General features: G+C 45.1%; 17 protein-coding genes and 1 riboswitch. All 17 genes read left to right on the forward strand.

The window, feature by feature from the left end; translation table 11 throughout:
• The first annotated feature begins 9 nt into the window (after positions 1-9).
• The 17 genes from FO446_RS14540 to FO446_RS14615 all read left to right on the forward strand — a co-directional run bounded on the left by FO446_RS14540 (position 10) and on the right by FO446_RS14615 (position 18,755).
• Positions 10-1,326, forward strand: coding sequence for an opine metallophore biosynthesis dehydrogenase (locus tag FO446_RS14540; RefSeq protein WP_237900980.1), 1,317 nt, complete (start codon positions 10-12; stop codon positions 1,324-1,326).
• A gap of 24 nt (positions 1,327-1,350) precedes the next feature.
• Positions 1,351-2,958 carry a staphylopine-dependent metal ABC transporter substrate-binding lipoprotein gene (gene cntA, locus FO446_RS14545; protein WP_173609217.1) on the forward strand — a complete coding sequence of 536 codons (1,608 nt, stop codon included), beginning with the start codon at positions 1,351-1,353 and terminating at the stop codon, positions 2,956-2,958.
• A 22-nt stretch (positions 2,959-2,980) separates the two neighbouring features.
• Complete coding sequence (gene opp1B, locus FO446_RS14550; RefSeq protein WP_173609216.1) at positions 2,981-3,913, forward strand: nickel/cobalt ABC transporter permease; 933 nt, start codon at positions 2,981-2,983, stop codon at positions 3,911-3,913.
• Complete coding sequence (gene cntC / locus FO446_RS14555; RefSeq protein ID WP_173609215.1) at positions 3,914-4,816, forward strand: staphylopine uptake ABC transporter permease subunit CntC; 903 nt, start codon at positions 3,914-3,916, stop codon at positions 4,814-4,816. It abuts the gene before it with no gap.
• On the forward strand, positions 4,813-5,634 hold the full coding sequence (gene cntD / locus FO446_RS14560) for a staphylopine uptake ABC transporter ATP-binding protein CntD (protein WP_173609214.1): 822 nt from the start codon (positions 4,813-4,815) through the stop codon (positions 5,632-5,634). The genes cntC and cntD overlap by 4 nt, the downstream gene beginning before the upstream one ends.
• Positions 5,621-6,364, forward strand: a complete 744-nt coding sequence (locus FO446_RS14565) for an ABC transporter ATP-binding protein (protein ID WP_173609213.1) — start codon at positions 5,621-5,623, stop codon at positions 6,362-6,364. The genes cntD and FO446_RS14565 overlap by 14 nt, the downstream gene beginning before the upstream one ends.
• Before the next feature lie 50 nt (positions 6,365-6,414).
• Entirely contained in the window at positions 6,415-7,602 is a 1,188-nt protein-coding gene (gene cntE, locus FO446_RS14570) for a staphylopine family metallophore export MFS transporter CntE (RefSeq protein ID WP_221866949.1), read from the forward strand.
• Between the two features lie 300 nt (positions 7,603-7,902).
• The gene (locus FO446_RS14575; protein ID WP_237900981.1) at positions 7,903-8,976 is read left to right on the forward strand and encodes a PAS domain-containing sensor histidine kinase; all 1,074 of its coding nucleotides are present in this window, start codon (positions 7,903-7,905) and stop codon (positions 8,974-8,976) included.
• Complete coding sequence (locus FO446_RS14580; protein ID WP_173609210.1) at positions 8,973-9,617, forward strand: response regulator; 645 nt, start codon at positions 8,973-8,975, stop codon at positions 9,615-9,617. Before FO446_RS14575 ends, FO446_RS14580 begins: the two co-directional genes overlap by 4 nt.
• A gap of 133 nt (positions 9,618-9,750) precedes the next feature.
• Positions 9,751-10,950 (forward strand): FAD/NAD(P)-binding oxidoreductase, encoded by a 1,200-nt coding sequence (locus FO446_RS14585; RefSeq protein WP_221866946.1) that lies wholly within the window; start codon positions 9,751-9,753, stop codon positions 10,948-10,950.
• A gap of 2 nt (positions 10,951-10,952) precedes the next feature.
• Positions 10,953-11,075, forward strand: coding sequence for a hypothetical protein (locus FO446_RS28935; protein WP_255675804.1), 123 nt, complete (start codon positions 10,953-10,955; stop codon positions 11,073-11,075).
• A gap of 27 nt (positions 11,076-11,102) precedes the next feature.
• The gene (locus FO446_RS14590; protein WP_237900984.1) at positions 11,103-12,521 is read left to right on the forward strand and encodes an MBL fold metallo-hydrolase; all 1,419 of its coding nucleotides are present in this window, start codon (positions 11,103-11,105) and stop codon (positions 12,519-12,521) included.
• Positions 12,522-12,551: 30 nt separating this feature from the next.
• Positions 12,552-13,340, forward strand: coding sequence for a sulfite exporter TauE/SafE family protein (locus tag FO446_RS14595; RefSeq protein WP_237900986.1), 789 nt, complete (start codon positions 12,552-12,554; stop codon positions 13,338-13,340).
• Positions 13,341-13,391: 51 nt separating this feature from the next.
• Positions 13,392-13,518: riboswitch (SAM riboswitch) on the forward strand.
• Positions 13,519-13,667: 149 nt separating this feature from the next.
• Complete coding sequence (locus FO446_RS14600; RefSeq protein WP_232772869.1) at positions 13,668-14,930, forward strand: aminopeptidase P N-terminal domain-containing protein; 1,263 nt, start codon at positions 13,668-13,670, stop codon at positions 14,928-14,930.
• 157 nt (positions 14,931-15,087) lie between these two features.
• On the forward strand, positions 15,088-16,482 hold the full coding sequence (locus FO446_RS14605) for a helix-turn-helix domain-containing protein (RefSeq protein ID WP_237900988.1): 1,395 nt from the start codon (positions 15,088-15,090) through the stop codon (positions 16,480-16,482).
• A gap of 354 nt (positions 16,483-16,836) precedes the next feature.
• Positions 16,837-17,067 carry an aspartyl-phosphate phosphatase Spo0E family protein gene (locus FO446_RS14610; protein WP_173609204.1) on the forward strand — a complete coding sequence of 77 codons (231 nt, stop codon included), beginning with the start codon at positions 16,837-16,839 and terminating at the stop codon, positions 17,065-17,067.
• Positions 17,068-17,264: 197 nt separating this feature from the next.
• Positions 17,265-18,755: an aminotransferase-like domain-containing protein gene (locus tag FO446_RS14615; protein WP_237900990.1), complete on the forward strand. Its 1,491-nt coding sequence runs from the start codon at positions 17,265-17,267 to the stop codon at positions 18,753-18,755.
• Positions 18,756-18,801: the final 46 nt, after the last annotated feature.

Consider the following 18,801-nt stretch of genomic DNA (forward strand, 5'->3'; position numbering starts at 1 on the left):
GAGGTTTCTATGGGTGATATGAAACGAATCTTGCTATTGGGAACAGGTCCTGCTTCCATTCAAATGGCTGTCATGCTTAAAAAACATTGGAATTGTTGCGTCGGGGTCGTTGGGCGTGAGTCTGTTCGTTCCAAATCATTCTTTACTGCACTTAAGCAAAGCAGTCAGCAAATTCGCGCAGATATTCAAAATGAAAAGCATCAAAAGATGGAAGGCGAATGCCAAATCGATCATGTATTCCATGGATACGGGAGCGTTACAGGGGAATGGGATACCTTCATATTATCTGTCACAACAGATGCATATACAGAGGTTTTACAACAAATAAATGATCAGGTTTTACAACGAATAACGTGCATGGTTTTGGTTTCTCCCACCTTTGGTTCCAACAGTTTACTACGCCATTATTTAAACAGGATTGGTTCGAATGCGGAGATTATCAGTTTTTCTACATACCTTGGCGATACACGCTGGTTCCATGATAAGCCTTCAAATCGAGTGATTACGACAGGGGTTAAGAAAAAGCTTTACATCGGCTCGACGCGCTCTTTCTCCCCGAATGTAAAAAGACTTTGTGAGTTATTTGAGCAAGTAGGTATTCAGTTGGAAGTCATGGACTCTCCTATCGAAGCGGAAACGCGAAACATATCGCTATACGTGCATCCGCCACTGTTTATGAATGCTTTCTCCCTTCGTGTGATATTTGGAGAGGAACCAATCAAAAAGTACGTATACAAAATGTTTCCAGAGGGCCCCATCACGCAATATCTCATACGCGATATGCTGGCTCAATGGAAAGAGATTACCAAAGTGGTGGAAAAGCTCAATATAAAAGGGCTCAATTTGCTAAAGTTCATGACAGATGACAACTATCCGGTCAGGCTGGAAAGTCTATCACGTGATGATATCGAAAACTTCGTTCAGTATGAAACGATTCATCAAGAGTATTTATTGTTCATTCGATATACCTCACTGTTGATTGATCCTTTTTCGGAGCCAGATTCAGATGGTAGATACTTCGATTTTTCTGCTGTCCCCATCCAGAAAATATTTATGAATAAAGAAGGGTATTGGGATATCCCGCGCATGCCAAAGGAAGATTACTATCGGATAAAAATGATTCAGGGCATTGCAAGATACATAGATATCAGCTGCCCGACAATTGATACATTCATTGAAACGTACGAGAGTAAAATTTCGGAAGCTGCGCGAACACGTAAGGGTGAACAGTTATCGGATGCGTTCGTTGTGCAAAGCTTTGCAGAAGATTTGAAAATGATATGTAGTGAGATCGAAAAGGGTATCGGATCAAAGAAACCATACTAACACGTATTTTCTGGAGGAAATGGTATGACAAGAAGAATGGGATCTTTATTAAGGACTTTCATGGTCTCCGTCGTTCTGCTGGTTGGCTGCAGTAACGGTGATATGGAAAAAACGGAGTCAACCAATAAAGGGAAAGAGATCGTGTATGCCACTTCGAAAGATATTAACGATATGAACCCACATTTTTATTCCGGCTCCATGCCAGCTCAAGGGATGGTGTACGAATCGTTGGTGGAAAATACAGAAGATGGGATCAAACCTTCGTTGGCTGAATCTTGGGAAGTTTCCGAAGATGGAAAAGTCTACACGTTTCATTTGAGAAAAAACGTGACGTTTCATGATGGAGAGCTGTTTAATGCGGAAGCAGTAAAAAAGAATATCGAAGCGGTGCAAAGCAATGCAAGCAAGCATTCCTGGATCAAGCTATCAACAAAGATCGTGGCCTGCAATGTACTCGATGAGTATACGGTTGAACTGGTCTTATCCGAACCGTACTACCCGACTCTGGTCGAATTGTCGATGACAAGACCTTATGTATTCATCTCGCCAAAAAATTTTGTGAACGGGGGAACCAAAGATGGTGTTAGTGGTTATAACGGAACGGGTCCCTATAAGCTCACTGAGCATAAAGTCGATCAGTATGCCGTATTTGAAACGAATGAAAATTATTGGGGTGGCCCACCTAAAGTGAAGAAAATCACAGCCAAAGTACTTCCCGCAGGAGAAACTACTTTCTTGGCACTGCAAAAGGGAGAAGTCAACTTTGTATTTACGGATGATCGAGGAGCTAATAGTCTCGATGTGGCAGCCATGAATCAATTTGTTGAATCAGGTGAACACCAAATCATTCGCAGTCAACCAATGAACACAGGCATAATTGTCGCCAATAGCAGCAAAACAGAGAGCCCTGTATATGAAAAGGCTGTACGCGTAGCGTTTTGGCATGCGATTGACAGAGAGACCATCAGCAAACAAATATTTGAAGGCACGGAACAACCAGCGTATACCCTTTTCTCTTCGAATGTGAATTACGCCAACGTGAAATTAGAGAAGCGGGGGTACGATTTGGAAAAAGCGAAGAAGATTTTGGAGGAGGAAGGCTGGGTTATCGGGAATGCGGGCGAATTCAGAACGAAAAACGGAAAGCCATTAACAGTGAAGCTCTATTATGATGTAAATTCGTCCACGCAAAAAACGCAGGCTGAATTGATTCAAAATACGGTAAAAAGGATTGGGGTTCATCTGGAGATTATTGGCGAGGAGTCATCTTCGATTGCGAACAGAAGGTCTACAGGTGACTATGACCTGCTTTTTAATCAAACATGGGGACTCGCGTATGATCCGCAGAGCACAATCGCTGCTTTTACCTCCAAGTCTTCCTATTACCATTCGACAAGAGGCATCGCGCAAGCTGATGAGCTCTATAAAAAAATAGAAGAAGTCATGGTGACGACTGATGAGGAACATAGAAAATCGTTATATACCGATATTTTGACCATGGTCCATGAGGAAGCCGTATTTATTCCGATTACGAATGGAAGAGTCACGATCCTGGCTCCCAAAAACCTGCAGGGTATCTCGTTTAAGCAAACGCAATTCGAGCTTCCATTTGAGCGGATGTACTTTGAATAAATACGGAAAAAAGGAGCATGCCATGGGTAGCTATATCATCAAAAGGTTCATGCTATCGATTCCTTTGGTCCTGATCGTATCGTTTGTAACGTTTTCTTTCATTCATCTATCTCCCATGGATCCTGCCGAAGTGGTCCTGCATTCGCAAGGCATCCCCACAATAACGGATGAGTTACTTGCGCAAACCAGAGCGAAACTTGGGATGGACCAACCCTTTTTGACCCGGTACGTAAACTGGGTTGCTTCATGCTTGCAGCTTGATTTTGGAGATTCATACATAACGGGAAAACCCGTGTGGTCTATGCTAGGACCAGCCTTTTTCCACACATTAAAGCTGACGTTGGTTTCGGCCTTTGCCATCGTTTCGCTGTCCATCGTTTTGGGAGTGGCATGCGCATTGAACGCAGGCAAATGGGTGGACAAATCAGTCAGAGGCGTTTCATTTTTCCTGACATCGATGCCGTCCTATTGGCTCGCCGCTCTGCTGATCTGGTATTTTTCCGTCAAGCTGGATTTGCTTCCGACAAGCGGAATGGAATCGTACAAAAGCTATGTATTGCCCGTTGTTGTGATTACAATCAGCTATGCCGGCATCTATTTTCGAATCATCAGAAGTTCCATGTTAAGCAACATGAATGAAGACTATGTTCTCTACGCAAGGGCATGCGGCTTATCGGAGAAAAAGATCGCGATGCACATTCTCAGAAATTCATTGCAGGTGGCCATTTCCGTATTTTGCATGGCGATTCCCATCATTTTGGGAAGCACAGTCGTCGTGGAAAACATCTTTGCTTGGCCGGGACTCGGTACGCTAAGCGTCAAATCCATTTTAAGCAGGGATTTTCCGATCATTCAAGCCTATGTCCTTGTGTTGGCAGTCGCTTTTATTCTGTTCAACACCGTTTCCGACATCATCAATGCGGCATTGAAACCCAAAATAAGGGATGGTCTATAGATGAATCGATTACAAAATGTGTGGAAAGACAAGGTTGCTGTCCTATCCTTATCCATTATCTCGCTTACAGCAATGGCTGGGATATTTGCACCTTTCGTTGCACCGCATGATCCCGCAGAAGTACATATGGAGCTTCGATTTGCATCCGCATCATGGGAGTATCTCTTGGGCAACGACCACTTAGGGCGATGCGTTTTATCCAGACTCATTTACGCGATTCGTCCCAGCATGCTATGGGTCTTCGCTGCGCTGCTCCTATCTGTATTGATTGGGTCAATTGTAGGGGTTCTTGCGGGTTACTTTCGTGGAAAAACAGATGCCTTCTTGATGCGTGTTTGCGATGTAATCCTTTCTTTTCCGGGATATGTCATGACCCTGGCGATTATCGGCATTTTGGGAGTAGGCTTTGAAAATGTAATCATCGCCTTTGTATTGATGAAATGGGCGTGGTTTGCTCGAATCATCAGAGCGTCAGTCATGCAATATGCGGAATCCGACTATGTAAAATTCTCAAAGGCAATCGGCGCAAGCAATATGGGAATCATGATCAGGCACATGATTCCGGTTGCATTGCCCGACATTGCTGTCATTTCAAGCAGCTCCTTCGGTTCGATGATTTTGCAAATATCGGGATTCTCTTTCCTCGGTTTAGGCATTCAAGCACCGGAAGCAGAGTGGGGCATGATGTTGAATGAAGCGAGAGACGTCATGTTTTCCCGCCCGGAATTCATGCTAGCACCCGGTTTGACCATCGTGATCGTCGTATCGGCCATTAACTATTTGTCTGATACGCTTCAAGTTGCTTTAGATCCCAAATTGATGACTTCTACCTATAACCAGCAAGGGTTAATAAGAGCCTCTGCCGTGAAGCTCGAAGGAAAAGGGGTGGCAACCGGGAGATGAACATTTTGGAGGTAAATAACCTGAAAATCTGGGACAGCCGCAATGATCAAGTGATCGTTCCAAACAGTTCCTTTCATGTGAAGCAGGGAAGCTGTCTGGCCATTGTTGGAGAAAGCGGAAGCGGGAAGTCGGTTACGTGCAAGGCTATCATGCGATTGAATAAGGCCGGGCTTCGCCAATCGGGAGACATTCTATTACGAGGAGAAAACCTCATGGAGCTCTCAGAACAGGAGATGAGGAAAAAGAGGGGAAAGCAGCTTTGTATGATTTTACAGAATGGCATGCGTGCCTTTGATCCCTCTTGCGTGGTGGGCGTTCATTTAAAGGAAACGCTAGTGGAGCATTTTGGATGGAGCCGTGACGAAATCACAACCAAAATGAAAAATGCCATGGAAAGCGTCATGCTGAAAGACCCGATAGAGGTAATGAATAAGTATCCCCACCAGTTGTCGGGTGGAACGCTGCAGCGGGTCATGATTGCGCTGGCTATCGTATTGGAGCCTGACATTCTGATTGCGGATGAACCCACGACAGCACTCGATACAATCTCGCAGTTCGAAGTGGTTGAACAGTTCCTGCAATTGCGCGATCGAATGGGCTGCTCGATGATCTTCATCTCTCACGATTTAGGGATTGTCAAATTAATGGCAGATGAGGTTCTCGTCATGAAAGAAGGAGAAATTGTTGAAAACGGGATGACCCAAGCCATCTTCTCTGAACCGCAGCATACCTATACCCGCTACTTGCTCTCCACGAAGCTGGCGATGAATCAACATTTTAAGAGGGTCATGGGAGGAGTTAGTATTGCTGAGCGTTGAGTGTGTAGAGAAATCATACAGAAAAGGCGGATTGTTCTCAAGGGAAAGAGAGCAAGTGTTGAGTAACATTAGCTTCGAATGCAAGTCTGGGGAGTGTCTCGGCATCATCGGAGAAAGCGGAAGTGGTAAATCGACATTAGGAAGATTGCTCCTGGGGATAGAAAAGCCTGATCGAGGTACCATCTTGTTTGAGGGCAAAAAAGTAGAGGATCGAAAAGTAAGAACAGGGAATATCAGCGCTGTATTTCAAGATTACACTTCTTCGATCAATCCATTATATACGATTGAGGATGCCATTCGGGAGCCTTTGCAAATGAAAAGAAGGGGACGAAAAGATGTTCGAAGCGAGATTGATCATTTATTAAGTCAAGTAGGGTTGGATCCTTCCTATCGAAAGAAATATCCTCATGAGCTATCAGGGGGGGAGGCTCAGAGGGTATGCATAGCGAGAGCCATTTCAACGGAACCGAGATGCATTCTATTCGATGAAGCAATCAGTTCATTGGATGGGTCTGTGCAAATGCAAGTGCTTGATTTACTAAAAGACTTGAGAAAACGTTACAAGATTGGCTATATCTTCATCACTCATGATATACAGGCTGCCGCCTATATTTGCGACAGAGTCATGATCATACGAAATGGTGAGATCGAAGAGATTGTGAGGGTTGAAGAATTAAAAGATGTTCAATCCGCCTATACGAAGAAACTGCTGCAAATGACTATTGCTTAAAGGAATTGGCAATGAGAGTGAGCAGAGGATCAGAGGGAGGAGCAAGAGCTATGAGAGGGGCTCTGTCTTGGCCATTTTTACGATTATACATATTGACTCTTTTGTATTTTAGTGCGAACTCTATTCTGAATGTCATTATTCCGTTAAAGGGTGCAGAGTTGGGTGCGACCAATACAACAATTGGAGTCGTTATGGGAGCGTATCTGTTTACAACCATGTTTTTTCGGCCGTGGGCAGGCCATATCATCCAAAAACATGGACCAATCAAAGTGCTCCGCACGATTCTTATTTTCAATGGAGCGGCTCTCATTTTATATACGTTTACTGAATTAGAGGGGTTTATTGTTGCCCGAATTCTGCAAGGGATGTGTACCGCTTTTTTCTCCATGGCCTTACAGCTAGGGATTATTGATGCGTTGCCGGACAAGGATCGTTCACAAGGGATCTCTCTGTATTCCTTATGTGCTTATTTGCCTGGTATTATTGGCCCTCTACTCGCTTTAGGCATCTGGCAAGCGGGGGATAGCTCATATTTTACAGTTGCCATGGTCACCATTGCGATCCTTACAGGAGTAGTGGGTTATAGCGCCAGCATCGACAAAAAAGTAGCTGAGCCTGCTCCGGGTCAGACTGAACAGGGAGCAACCATGCTTGGTTCCGTGAGCCAATTGGTCAAAAACCCGTATTTATGTAAATGCAGCGTCCTGATGCTGGTGGCATCCATTATATTTGGAGCTGTGACAACCTTTATACCGCTGTACGCTGTACAAATCAACTACGGGAATGCGGGAATTTTCCTGATGCTTCAAGCGGGTACCGTCGTATTATCACGGTTTGTGTTGAGAAAAAAAATTCCATCAGACGGCAAGTGGCGTTCCTCGTTTATGATGGGAATTATGCTCATTCTTGCGGTAGCGGCGTTAAGTGTAAGCTTTTCTAGCGTGGGTGGAGCAGCCTTTCTCTACGTAGGGGCCATATTAATGGGAATTGCTCAAGCCCTTCTTTATCCAACGTTAACGACGTATTTGACATTTGTTCTACCAAAGACGGATCGCAATGTGTTAATCGGGTTATTCATAGCTATGGCCGATTTGGGTGTTTCTCTGGGAGGAGTCATCATGGGGCCAGTTGCTGATCATTTCTCTTATTCCTTTATGTATATGATTTGTGCAATCTTAGGTGTGACGATGATCATTTTTGCCTATGAACGAAGCAAAGCTTCTGTTGGATTACAATAAAACCGATGATGTTCATTGCTGAAGCTCAATCGTGGAAGCAAGAAAACGGTTATCCGTAGATCGTCTTTGGGCACGGAGGAAAATATTCAGGTGGCAAGCCGAGTACATGTTAGGAGATGATACCTAGCGTTTACTCGGCTTTTTCATACGCAGATGCAAAGAACAGCACAGTATCTATTTGACCATCATTTAGCGTCACAAAAGATAGGGGAAGGTACCTATTTGAAAGGTGCTCCCTGTCTTTTACGATTGGGTCATAGGGGAAATGATCCCAATATCTTTCAGTATGGAGGACCAATAATGGATCAAAGTCCGACTTGTTTTGAACGCTCTGGCGATGAAGGAAAGGCGATGGATAACGGGTATCTGAAACAAATCTTCGACCACTTGCAGGACGGGATTATTCTCATGGATCAGGAACGAAAAATCATGGTAATGAACCCATCCGCAGAGAAAATGACCGGTTGGAAACGAGGAGAAAAGGTCCCGTTCTGCTCCTACTGCCAAAACAGAGAGTTGGAACCGGGAGAAGAACGATGTTATTTGCTCGCCAAACGGGAGGTTCCCTATTTTCTTTCTGCGATGCCTACCTATGAAGGACGGTACGTAGACATGGAGATGAGCACGGCTGTCATCTATGAAAATGGTGAACAAAACATGCAGGATGTCCTATTAGTTTTAAAAGATATGACGGTCAAGAAAAAAGAAGAGGAGGTCAGAATCTCCAAGCAGGTGCTGCAAAAAACGCTAGAAGCTCAAGAAAATGAACATAAGCGCCTGGCCCGTGAGCTGCACGACGGCGTAGGACAATCCTTGTATTCCGTTTCGGTAGGCATTCAAGCGATTCAAGCGCGCCTCAACGAGAAAGGACAATTCCGGGACTTCATGCAAGAGATCGTAAATGAGCTGGAAAAAGCGATACAAGACGTCAAGCTGTATTCTCTACAGCTGCGTCCGCATAGTCTCGATCAACTGGGTCTGATTCCTACGGTACGGCATCTGGTTTCCAGCTTGAACAAAGCACATCAGGATGTTTCCATTACCTTTTCCTACAGTAATGTCAGTGATCATTTTCAGCCAAACTTGGAAATCAATCTGTACCGTGTCATCCAGGAAAGCTTACATAATGCACTGAAGTACGCGAAGGCGACACTCATTGAGGTGATCTTGTACAAGGAGGACGACCTACTGACTTTGCTGATTCAGGACAATGGAATTGGATTTGTGCGCGATCAGGTTCAAGTTGGTCTGGGCCTCAAACATATGGAAGAACGAGTGGATCAAATGGAGGGGACTCTTCAGATTCAATCCGTGCTTCACGAAGGTACTTCGATCAAGGTAACGGTAGTAGGACAGGGAGGGGGAGTAGAGTGATACGGGTGCTTTTGGTTGATGATCACACGATGATTCGGAAGGGATTGCGTGTGCTTCTCGAAAGTTACTCTCAAATTAAAATTGTCGGAGAGAGTCACACAGGCAATGATGCCATCCTGAAAGCCAATGAGCTAAAACCCGATGTAGTGCTCATGGATTTGTCATTGCCGAATGGGCTGGATGGGTTTACCGCGAGCAATGAGATTCGCAAGTCGAATTCTTTCGCGAAAATCGTCATCTTGACCATGCATGACGAGGAGATTTTTGTCCAGAAAGCCATCACCGTCGGAGCCCATGGATACATTTTAAAAAACAGCCATGGAGAGCTGCTGTATCAAGCCATTGTGGAGGTTTACAGAGGCAAGCGCTTTTACAAGACTTCTGTATCGCAAGAGATCATTAATCTATGGCTGAAATCGGATGCCAAAACGATACCTTCTGTTTTAACGCTACGTGAAAAGGAGCTAGTCAGACTCATTGTGCTTGGCTATACCAATAAGGAAATAGCAGATAAGCTGTTGATCAGTGTCAAAACTGTGGAGAACCACAAAACGAATATCATGCAGAAACTAGGACTGGATTCTAAGCATCAATTGATCCAATACGCCATAAAAAATAGATATCTCGATTTGGCGTTTTAATTTGCATAGATCAAAAAGTAGGGGACTTCCCCTATATGGAAAAAAGGACAGGCGAATAAACTGAATAGAGAGACTACACCTTAAGAACCATCATCGTACACTTGGAAACCATATCGTCGTCGAAGGAGGAACTATGGCAAAACAAGTACACTATACGGTTGTCATCGTGGGAGCAGGCTCAGCCGGTATCTCTGTTGCTGCCCGTCTCGTCCGGGCTTCCAAAAGGCTCAGAGGACAAGTCGCCATCATCGATCCCGCATCCAAGCATTATTATCAGCCTTTGTGGACATTAGTCGGAGGTGGTGCTGCAAAAAAGGAGAAATCCGAGCGTGATCTCTCTGCACTGATTCCCGCAGGCGTCGACTGGATTTGCGATGCGGTCACCATGTTTCAACCAGAACAACATACGCTTCATACGAAACAGGGGGCCGTCTTTTCCTATGACTACCTCGTTGTTGCTGCCGGTCTGCAACTAGATTGGGAAGGGGTAAAGGGCTTGAAGGATGCCGTTGGGAAAAACGGTGTTTGCAGCAACTACGCATACCAAACGGTTGAAAGTACATGGGAAGCCATCCGGAGTTTTAAAGGCGGTACTGCCATTTTTACCCACCCGAATTCACCCGTAAAGTGTGGCGGGGCCCCTCAGAAAATCATGTATTTGGCCGATGACTACTTTCGCAAGCTACAAGTTCGCAATCAGTCACAGATCATTTTTGCATCGGCAAAGGGAAGTATTTTTGACGTTCCAACGTATGCTAATACCCTCAACAACGTCATTCGTCGAAAGAACATCGAAACGAGATACAAGCACAACCTATTGGAAGTGCGGGCGGATACGAAAGAAGCTGTATTCGAGAATCTGGAAACCAAAGAGCAGGAAGTATGGAAGTATGACATGCTTCATGTGACCCCTCCCATGAAAGCGCCCGATTTCATTGCAAACAGCGCATTGGCAGACACAGGGGGTTGGGTGGATGTCGATCCATTTACACTTGTGCACAAAAGGTTTCCCACTATTTTCGGTATTGGCGATTGCACGAATCTTCCCACGTCCAAAACCGGAGCTGCGATTCGCAAACAGGCACCAGTCGTCGAGAAAAACCTGCTCGCGCTGATCAATGGGACTCCATTGGCTGCCAAGTATGACGGTTATACATCCTGCCCACTCGTAACGGGGTACAACAAACTCGTGCTAGCCGAATTTGATTACAACCTGACACCGTGTGAAACCTTTCCTTTTGACCAATCCAAAGAGAGATTCAGTATGTACCTGATGAAAAGAGAACTGCTTCCCATCCTTTATTGGAATGGCATGCTTAAAGGATTGATGTAAATGTGTCCACGCAAGTAGAGTATGGCGTGGCTGTCTTCCAAAAAGCAAAAGTGCGAGCCGAGCGTAAAAGCGAATCTGTTTCCGTGGCGCTTCTCGAAGTTCTCGCGGAAAAATTAAACGAATAAGAGATGTTGTAAAGGGAGGAATGAACCATGTTATTGCGTTACTTTTTTGATGAGAAATTGGCCCATGCATCCTATCTGGTTGGCTGCCAAAAAACCGGGGAGGCGATTGTGATCGATCCTGCCCGTAATCTGGCTCCTTATTTTCAAGTCGCCAAAGCAGAGGGAGTTACCATTGTAGCCGCCACGGAAACCCACATTCACGCTGATTTTGTATCTGGTGCAAGGGAATTGGGGGCAGTTCACCAAGCGAAGCTGTTTTTATCCAATGAGGGCGATGAAGACTGGAAATATCAATACTTGGAGGGTTTGGACCATCAGCTTGTCCACGATGGAGATCGTTTTTTTATCGGAAACTTGCTATTTGAAGTTATGCATACGCCTGGCCATACGCCTGAGAGCATCTCCTTCCTTTTGACTGACCATGGAGGGAATGCAGATCGCCCCATCGGGATCTTCACGGGAGATTTCGTCTTTGTCGGCGATATCGGCAGACCGGATTTGCTCGAAAAAGCGGCGGGAATGAAGGGTACGTCCGAGTCAGGTGCACGAGACATGTTCCAGTCCCTCCAAAAATTCAAGCAACTGCCGGATTATATGCAGGTATGGCCAGCTCATGGCGCAGGAAGTGCTTGCGGGAAAGCACTGGGGGCCGTGCCGTCTTCTACCGTCGGCTACGAAAAACTCTTTAACTGGGCGATGTCACACTCTAGTGAAGAGGAATTCGTTCAGGCACTCCTTGATGGACAACCAGAGCCGCCAACGTATTTTGCAGTGATGAAGCGCGTGAATAAGGAAGGCCCTGCTTTGCTCAAGGAACTCCCCGTTGTTCAAGAGTTCAACTCGCTTGAAGCGGTCAAGGAATCGGTGGAAAACGGACAGCTGATCGATACGCGTCCTTTTCAGAAATTTGCGAAGGGGCATCTGGCGGGAACTCTTCACATTCCTTTTAACAAGTCATTTGCCAACTGGGCGGGCTGGATTGTCGATTACAATCGCCCGGTTCACATTCTGGCCAACCCAGATGAGCTGGACGAGATTTTGCAAGCCCTGCATTCCGTAGGGATTGATCATGTCACAGGATATATCGACTGCGGCAAGTTAATAGAAAGGGAAGCGTCTTCGCTCGAGACAATCGAGGAGGTAACACCGCTGGAGATTGCAGATCGCGTGGAAAAAGGAGAGGTTCACGTAGTAGATGTTCGTAATTTGGCTGAGTGGAAGGAAGGACACATTCCGGATGCACAGCACATCATGCTCGGTACACTCGCCGTGCGGCTGGTTGAGATTCCTCGCGAGAAGCCACTTCTTGTACAGTGCCGTTCCGGTGCCCGATCCGCTATTGGCGCCAGCATTCTGAAAGCAAACGGATTCAAAGAAGTGATGAATTTGAGCGGCGGAATATTGAAATGGCAACGAGACGGCTTGGCAGTCGTAGAACTAGGATAAAACGAAGCGAGGAGTTGCAAGGGTGAGCCTATGACTATCGACCTCGTAATCACACTGTTTGTTATCGGTTTCGCGGGATCATTTATCTCTGGTCTCGTCGGGATCGGGGGCTCCATCATCAAGTATCCGATGCTTCTGTACATTCCGCCCGCCCTTGGATTCGTTGCTTACACAGCTCACCAAGTATCCGGAATAAGTGCCGTCCAAGTATTTTTTGCCACCCTGGCTGCTGTTTGGACTCTACGCAAAGATCAGCTTATCCATTACCAGCTCGTTGTGTACATGGGAAGTGCCATTATTGTAGGGAGCTTGCTTGGAGGATATGGAGGAAAATATCTTTCAGCAGATGCCGTCAATATCGTCTACGCCATTCTGGCCACCATTGCTGTAATCTTGATGTTCCTGCCAAAAAAGCGAATGGACGAACGTGAACAGACGACCGAGATGATCTTTCATAAGCCAACAGCTGTATTATCCGCTTTGATTGTCGGTGGTGCCTCTGGAATTGTAGGGGCAGCTGGCGCTTTTATTTTGGTTCCCATCATGTTGATCATCCTTAGGATACCGATAAGAGTTGCGATTGCTTCCTCTCTTGCCATCACCTTCCTTTCTTCCATTGGATCGACCATAGGAAAATGGATGGCAGGGGATATATTGTTTTGGCCATCCGTGATCATGGTATTCGCCAGCATCTTGGCAGCGCCGCTCGGTACAAAGGTCAGCAAACGTTTGGACACCCGGATTCTCCAAACCATTCTAGCCTTGTTGATCCTAGCCACGACAATTAAGATTTGGGCCGACATTCTTGCATTTCCATAAATAATAAAGAAAAATAAAAGAATGTTCTATGAAATTACATTTCATAGAACATTCTTATCGAGAGTGGTGGAGGGACTGGCCCGATGAAACCCGGCAACCTTCGTAATCTACGGTGACAAGGAGCAGTTTGCATAAAGCAACTGCTCTTTGTTGAAACTCGTTTCCCAATTGATGAAAGTATCCTAAAATAAAGAAGAAAGGAGGATACTTTCAAACTGAAATCGGCAGAAAATTATCAGACTATACTGAACTTGAAGCGATCAAGAACGCTTTTCACAATCGATATCAATCCGTGAAGAAACTCACGAACGAAGGGGTATCAAACATATGACAAACACCATACATTCAATAGAATTCATCAAGCGCCGTCAAAAACTCGCGGAAAAAATGCCTGACCACAGCGCACTTGTCCTCTTTTCAGGGGTTGTCAAGACACGCAGCAATGACGATAAATATCTGTTTTCACCAAACCGCAACTTCTATTATCTAACGGGCATTTCGCGCAGCAACCTCATTCTCATGATCACAAAACGCGCTGGCATCGTAAACGAAACGCTATTTCTTCAGCGCCCAAATGAGCTGGAAGCGAAATGGACAGGGGCGGTCTTATCCGATCAAGAGGCGAAGGAGCAATCTGGTATTGAACACTTCGACTATCTCGATGAGTGGCTGGAGTCATTTGGAGTCTTTGTGAGGCGCTGCGAAGGCAAGTCCTCACTCTATCTTGACTTGTATCGCTATCAGTGGAGCGACGAGCTGACCCCTGCAGACAATTTTGCCGAAGACGCGCAGAAGAAATACCGGACCCTTCAAATTCACGATGCGGGCCCATGGCTGAAAGAACTGCGTATGTTGAAGAGTTCGGCCGAAATCGAAGAGATCAGACGTGCGATTACGATCACGGATGAAGCAATCCGGCGCATGTGGTCGTATGCACGTCCTGGAATCATGGAATATGAACTAGAGGCGCACTATGATTTCACGTTGAAGTCGCACGGTGTTCGCGAGCTTCCTTATTTACCCATTATTGCTAGTGGCGTCAATGCTACTATCTTGCACTATGAAGCGAATAATCAGCGTGCGGTAGATGGTGACTTGGTCCTCCTCGACCTCGGTGCAGCATCGAATTACTATGCGGCTGATATTTCGCGAACGTTTCCCGTAAATGGTCGCTTTACTGAACGACAGAAAGCGATCTATCAACTCGTGCTCGAAGCAGAAATCAAGACCATCGAAGCAGTGAAGCCTGGTGTCACACTTTCAGAACTCAATGATGTTACGAAACAGGTCCTGACAGATGGTCTGCTACGTCTCGGTCTCATCCAAGACAGCAGTGAGCTCTCCAAATACTACTATCATTCCGTGTCACATCACCTTGGACTGGATACGCACGATTTCTCAGATTACAATGTTGGCTTGCAGCCTGGTATGGTGATCACGATTGAACCAGGTCTGTACATAGAGGAAGAAGCCATTGGGATTCGGATTGAAGATAATGTGTTGGTAACAGCAGAGGGCTGCGAGATACTCTCGTCACAGATCCCGAAGGAAATCGAGGAAGTGGAAATGTTGATTGGGAAAAAGGAATAGCGAAAGCTTAGTGTAACCATAACAAGCTCTGTTATGGTTACTTGCATGTGAACATCTCCTTACAAAAACTAGTAAAACGATAAAGAAATGTCTAATACATCTTCCAAAAAAAACCATTTGATTGTAAAATAAAGTAAAACTAAAAGGGTGATCCAATATGGGGGGACTGCTAGGGACATTGCACCAGTCGCTGCGGTCAGAAATCGAACAACATCGGCGAGCGCGCGGTTATACATTAAGCAAACTAGGGGATTTAACTGGTATTAATCCGGGGACATTGAGCGAGATTCTAAATGGGAATCCACCTCGGGCTATCACAATAGGTCAATTAGATGCGCTCGCTTCGGTGTTTGGCTACGAGCCAGGCTGGATGTATGAACTATATCCCGATGAATGTTTATATGAAGGGAAAATTTCGCGCCCCCGATTGATACCTTATTTGATTCGAAGCGCTGAGAATAGGCGAAAGGATTGCATTGAAGCTGTTGCCTCCCAATTGTTGGAGAATCCCAAAAATATTTCCATCCTTTTTACTGTGGCAGAGCAATTATATGAGGAGGGAAAACTGGGAAAGGCGGTGCCATTCTATGAGTACGTAATTGAGAACGAGAAAGATAGCTACTCAACCCAGTTTGTGATGAGTCACTACCGATTATTTCAGGCAATTCTCGGGACAAATGCCGATGAAAATGAGAAGGCTGTTATTCGCTTTTCATTATATCGAAAGCGATTACCCGAAACGGATCAATTAGACGCCTTATTAAATTTGGCGAAGGTTTGTTTCACTTTGCAAAAATGGAGTGAAGCAGAAACTTACGCAGATGAGCTACGAGAGCTTTCCAAAATTATTTATCAAGATAAGCTGCAAAAACGCAGAAAAAATCGAGCGGCAGAGTTGATAAAAACAGAACGCCCACTCGTCTACTACTATGGAATGGGTTATTTATATAAAGGATTAGTCTTACAGATGCAAGGCGCTTATTCACACTCGAAAGAATATGTACAAGCATACGCCGATTTATATTGGTTTGAACTTCTGGACGATGAAGGGTTACGAATCGTTGAGCGGTTTGCTGTCTTTGCGAAAGCGAATTTTTACACACTGGAAGTATTAATGGGAAATGAAGATATCATTAAGGAATACACCGACTATCTGGCGGAGCAGCCTGATGAAATACTTCCGGGCCTCGTTACAATTATGGAAGCTGCTAATAAATATCATTTTTGTGTCGATGAGGTTTTATTACGCCTCTCTGAAGATATTGGTAGATTCCATGAACGAACATTGTTGGTTAATATGGTTCAGCACCTCCAATATCGATATCAGAAAGCAATATATGATTTTACAAAGTGGCGCATTGAAAGTGGACTCAATGAAACCCTGCACTGTTTCGTACTATCGAATTTGATGAATCGACATTATGATGCTCTGCAATGTGTACAGTTGTTTGAAAAATATCGACATCTTGCTTCTCCATCACAGATTCTCCAATATCAAGCCATTGTAATTGGAGAGAAGAAGGCTGAAGCTACATTTATAAACGAGTTGTAGGACGCTGTATCAACAATTACTAAAAAAGATGATAAGTAGAGAGGATGAAAAAGAATGAAAAATGTATTCCTGGCCCTTCTTCTAACGTTTGGGTTTAGCAGTGGCATCGTTTACGAACCACAAAAGTCTGAGGCCCAACACGTAATTAACTATCAGCATGGTGCAGATTTTTAGAAACAGTTTTTATAAGACACGAAAAAACATCCTTTCGATAGGATGTTTTTTTCTATTCAATTTTTTCTTAGTTGGTGAATTCTTGCATATTGATTTATAGTTATTAATGTCATATTTTGTAAATCATAGGAGGTGCTTAACATAAAAGGTATCGCAAGTTCATTAGAAAGGGACGTCTCTGTGCACCCAGGAACATCCCCGAAAAGCAAGGGCACGTTCTGGGGCGCGGGAATAGAAGTAAGTCGCCACCACTTGGATCTGGAAACAAGCATCGAACAACTACGACAGCAAATGATTGAATTGGCTGGAAAACATGGTCTAACAAGTGACGTAGTGTTGGGGGTAAGCCAGCAATTGGACAAGTATATAGTGATGGCGCAAAACAACCATAAAGTGGATAGCATTTGGTAAAGGATCCACGATCGGTCTATTAAAACTGATTGCAAAAGAGGAACCCTTAAGAAAAATGGGTTCTTTTTTACGTCATTTTTACCGCCGGATGGATGCTGACCGCTTCAGAGGAACCACCGAAGGATGAAAAATCCAGTGAGGTGGTTCTTTTTTTCTCTCGTCTCCCATGCCATCATTATAGACGGGGGCGATGAAGGATGTTCCAGGATTTCAAGCTTGTTGGTGACCGTCCAGTCGCGATACAAGTGAAAGAATACGTCAAACGTTTAATTATCAAAGGTGCGCTTCAGGCAGATCAAAAGCTGCCCTCCACCCGAGAAATGAGCAGTCTGTTAAAAGTGAGTCGCAATTCGGTCATTGCTGCATACGAAGGTTTAGAGGATGACGGATTTACGTATGCGATTCCAGGAAAAGGCAGTTATGTTACCACGATGGTGGGCCATTTGACTGCGCATAACGAAGGAACTGACGGCTATGCCTCCTGGCAAATCGACTGGAAGGCACGAATGAACGAATATGCTGTATCTGCTGTAGAACTAGACATGATGAAGCAAGGCATACGCGGCAAAAAAGGAACCATTTCATTCACAAGCATCGCGCCGGATGAGCAGTTATTTGACTTGGGGGATGTAAGGCGGGCGTTTTTGGATCGGATGGCAGTCGAAGGGCAGGTCTTACTCAACTACGGCTATGCCAAGGGCTACAAGCCACTGATCGATTACTTGATGCGATATATGGAGAATAAGGGCGTCGATTTAAGCGGTAAGGATATGCTGATAACAAACGGGTTTACAGAAGGGTTTGACATCGTGTTGTCGGTACTTCGTCCTTCTGCGCGCCGTGGGGCAGCCATTTGTGAAAATCCGACCCATCATACAGCGATCAAGAATTTGAAGTTGCAAGGATTTGAGATTACCGGCATTCCGATGGAGAGTGATGGTATGGATGTGGAGCAGCTTGAGGCGGTGTTGCATAAGCAGACAAACAGCTTCGATTTGGCCTATTTGACTCCTTCCTATCACAATCCGACAGGCATAGTCATGTCGCCAGCGAAGCGCAGTGCGGTTATGAAATTACTGATGCATTATCAGATTCCTGTGATCGAGGATGGATTCAACGAGGAGTTGCGCTACTCGGGAGCGCATGTTGCGCCATTAATCGCGACAGCAGGGCAGGGGAATGGTGTCATCTATATTGGTAGCTTCTCCAAGGTACTGTTCCCTGGATTGCGAGTGGGCTGGTTGCTCGGAGACAAGGCATTGATCGACAATCTGGAAAGCATTAAGCGTGCACGCACCATTCACACTTCAACCATCGATCAATCAATACTCTATCAATATTTGCTAAATGGAAACTTTGATAAATATGTCAAAAAAGCCCGTATGGAATATAAGCGCAAATATGAACTGACAAAGGCATGCTGTGAAGTATATCTCCCTGAGGCGCAGTTAACTGGGGACGGGGGCTTGCATTTGTTTCTTACCTTTCCGCAAGGCGTAAATACACGCCAACTGCTAGAAGCTTGCACAGAGCAAGGGGTCATTTTTACACCGGGGGACAAGTTTTTTATTCAAGAAGGAACAGGGACGAATACTTTGCGACTAGGTTTTTCACGAGTAACGGATGAAAATATCGAGCGGGGCATTCAGATAATCGGCAAACAGGTGCGCCCCTTTCTGGAGAGATAACGATTACAAACTACACAACCATTTGGAAGAAAAATGAGGTGTCATC

Source organism: Brevibacillus brevis (assembly GCF_022026395.1).
Classification (GTDB): domain Bacteria; phylum Bacillota; class Bacilli; order Brevibacillales; family Brevibacillaceae; genus Brevibacillus.

Bases quoted from the DNA above. Each gene is read 5' to 3' on its own strand.
- FO446_RS14540 (WP_237900980.1), top strand. From the start codon at position 10: ATGGGTGATATGAAACGAATCTTGCTATTGGGAACAGGTCCTGCTTCC.
- cntA (WP_173609217.1), top strand. From the start codon at position 1,351: ATGACAAGAAGAATGGGATCTTTATTAAGGACTTTCATGGTCTCCGTC.
- opp1B (WP_173609216.1), top strand. From the start codon at position 2,981: ATGGGTAGCTATATCATCAAAAGGTTCATGCTATCGATTCCTTTGGTC.
- cntC (WP_173609215.1), top strand. From the start codon at position 3,914: ATGAATCGATTACAAAATGTGTGGAAAGACAAGGTTGCTGTCCTATCC.
- cntD (WP_173609214.1), top strand. From the start codon at position 4,813: ATGAACATTTTGGAGGTAAATAACCTGAAAATCTGGGACAGCCGCAAT.
- cntE (WP_221866949.1), top strand. From the start codon at position 6,415: ATGAGAGGGGCTCTGTCTTGGCCATTTTTACGATTATACATATTGACT.
- FO446_RS14575 (WP_237900981.1), top strand. From the start codon at position 7,903: ATGGATCAAAGTCCGACTTGTTTTGAACGCTCTGGCGATGAAGGAAAG.
- FO446_RS14585 (WP_221866946.1), top strand. From the start codon at position 9,751: ATGGCAAAACAAGTACACTATACGGTTGTCATCGTGGGAGCAGGCTCA.
- FO446_RS14590 (WP_237900984.1), top strand. From the start codon at position 11,103: ATGTTATTGCGTTACTTTTTTGATGAGAAATTGGCCCATGCATCCTAT.
- FO446_RS14595 (WP_237900986.1), top strand. From the start codon at position 12,552: ATGACTATCGACCTCGTAATCACACTGTTTGTTATCGGTTTCGCGGGA.
- FO446_RS14600 (WP_232772869.1), top strand. From the start codon at position 13,668: ATGACAAACACCATACATTCAATAGAATTCATCAAGCGCCGTCAAAAA.
- FO446_RS14605 (WP_237900988.1), top strand. From the start codon at position 15,088: ATGGGGGGACTGCTAGGGACATTGCACCAGTCGCTGCGGTCAGAAATC.
- FO446_RS14615 (WP_237900990.1), top strand. From the start codon at position 17,265: ATGTTCCAGGATTTCAAGCTTGTTGGTGACCGTCCAGTCGCGATACAA.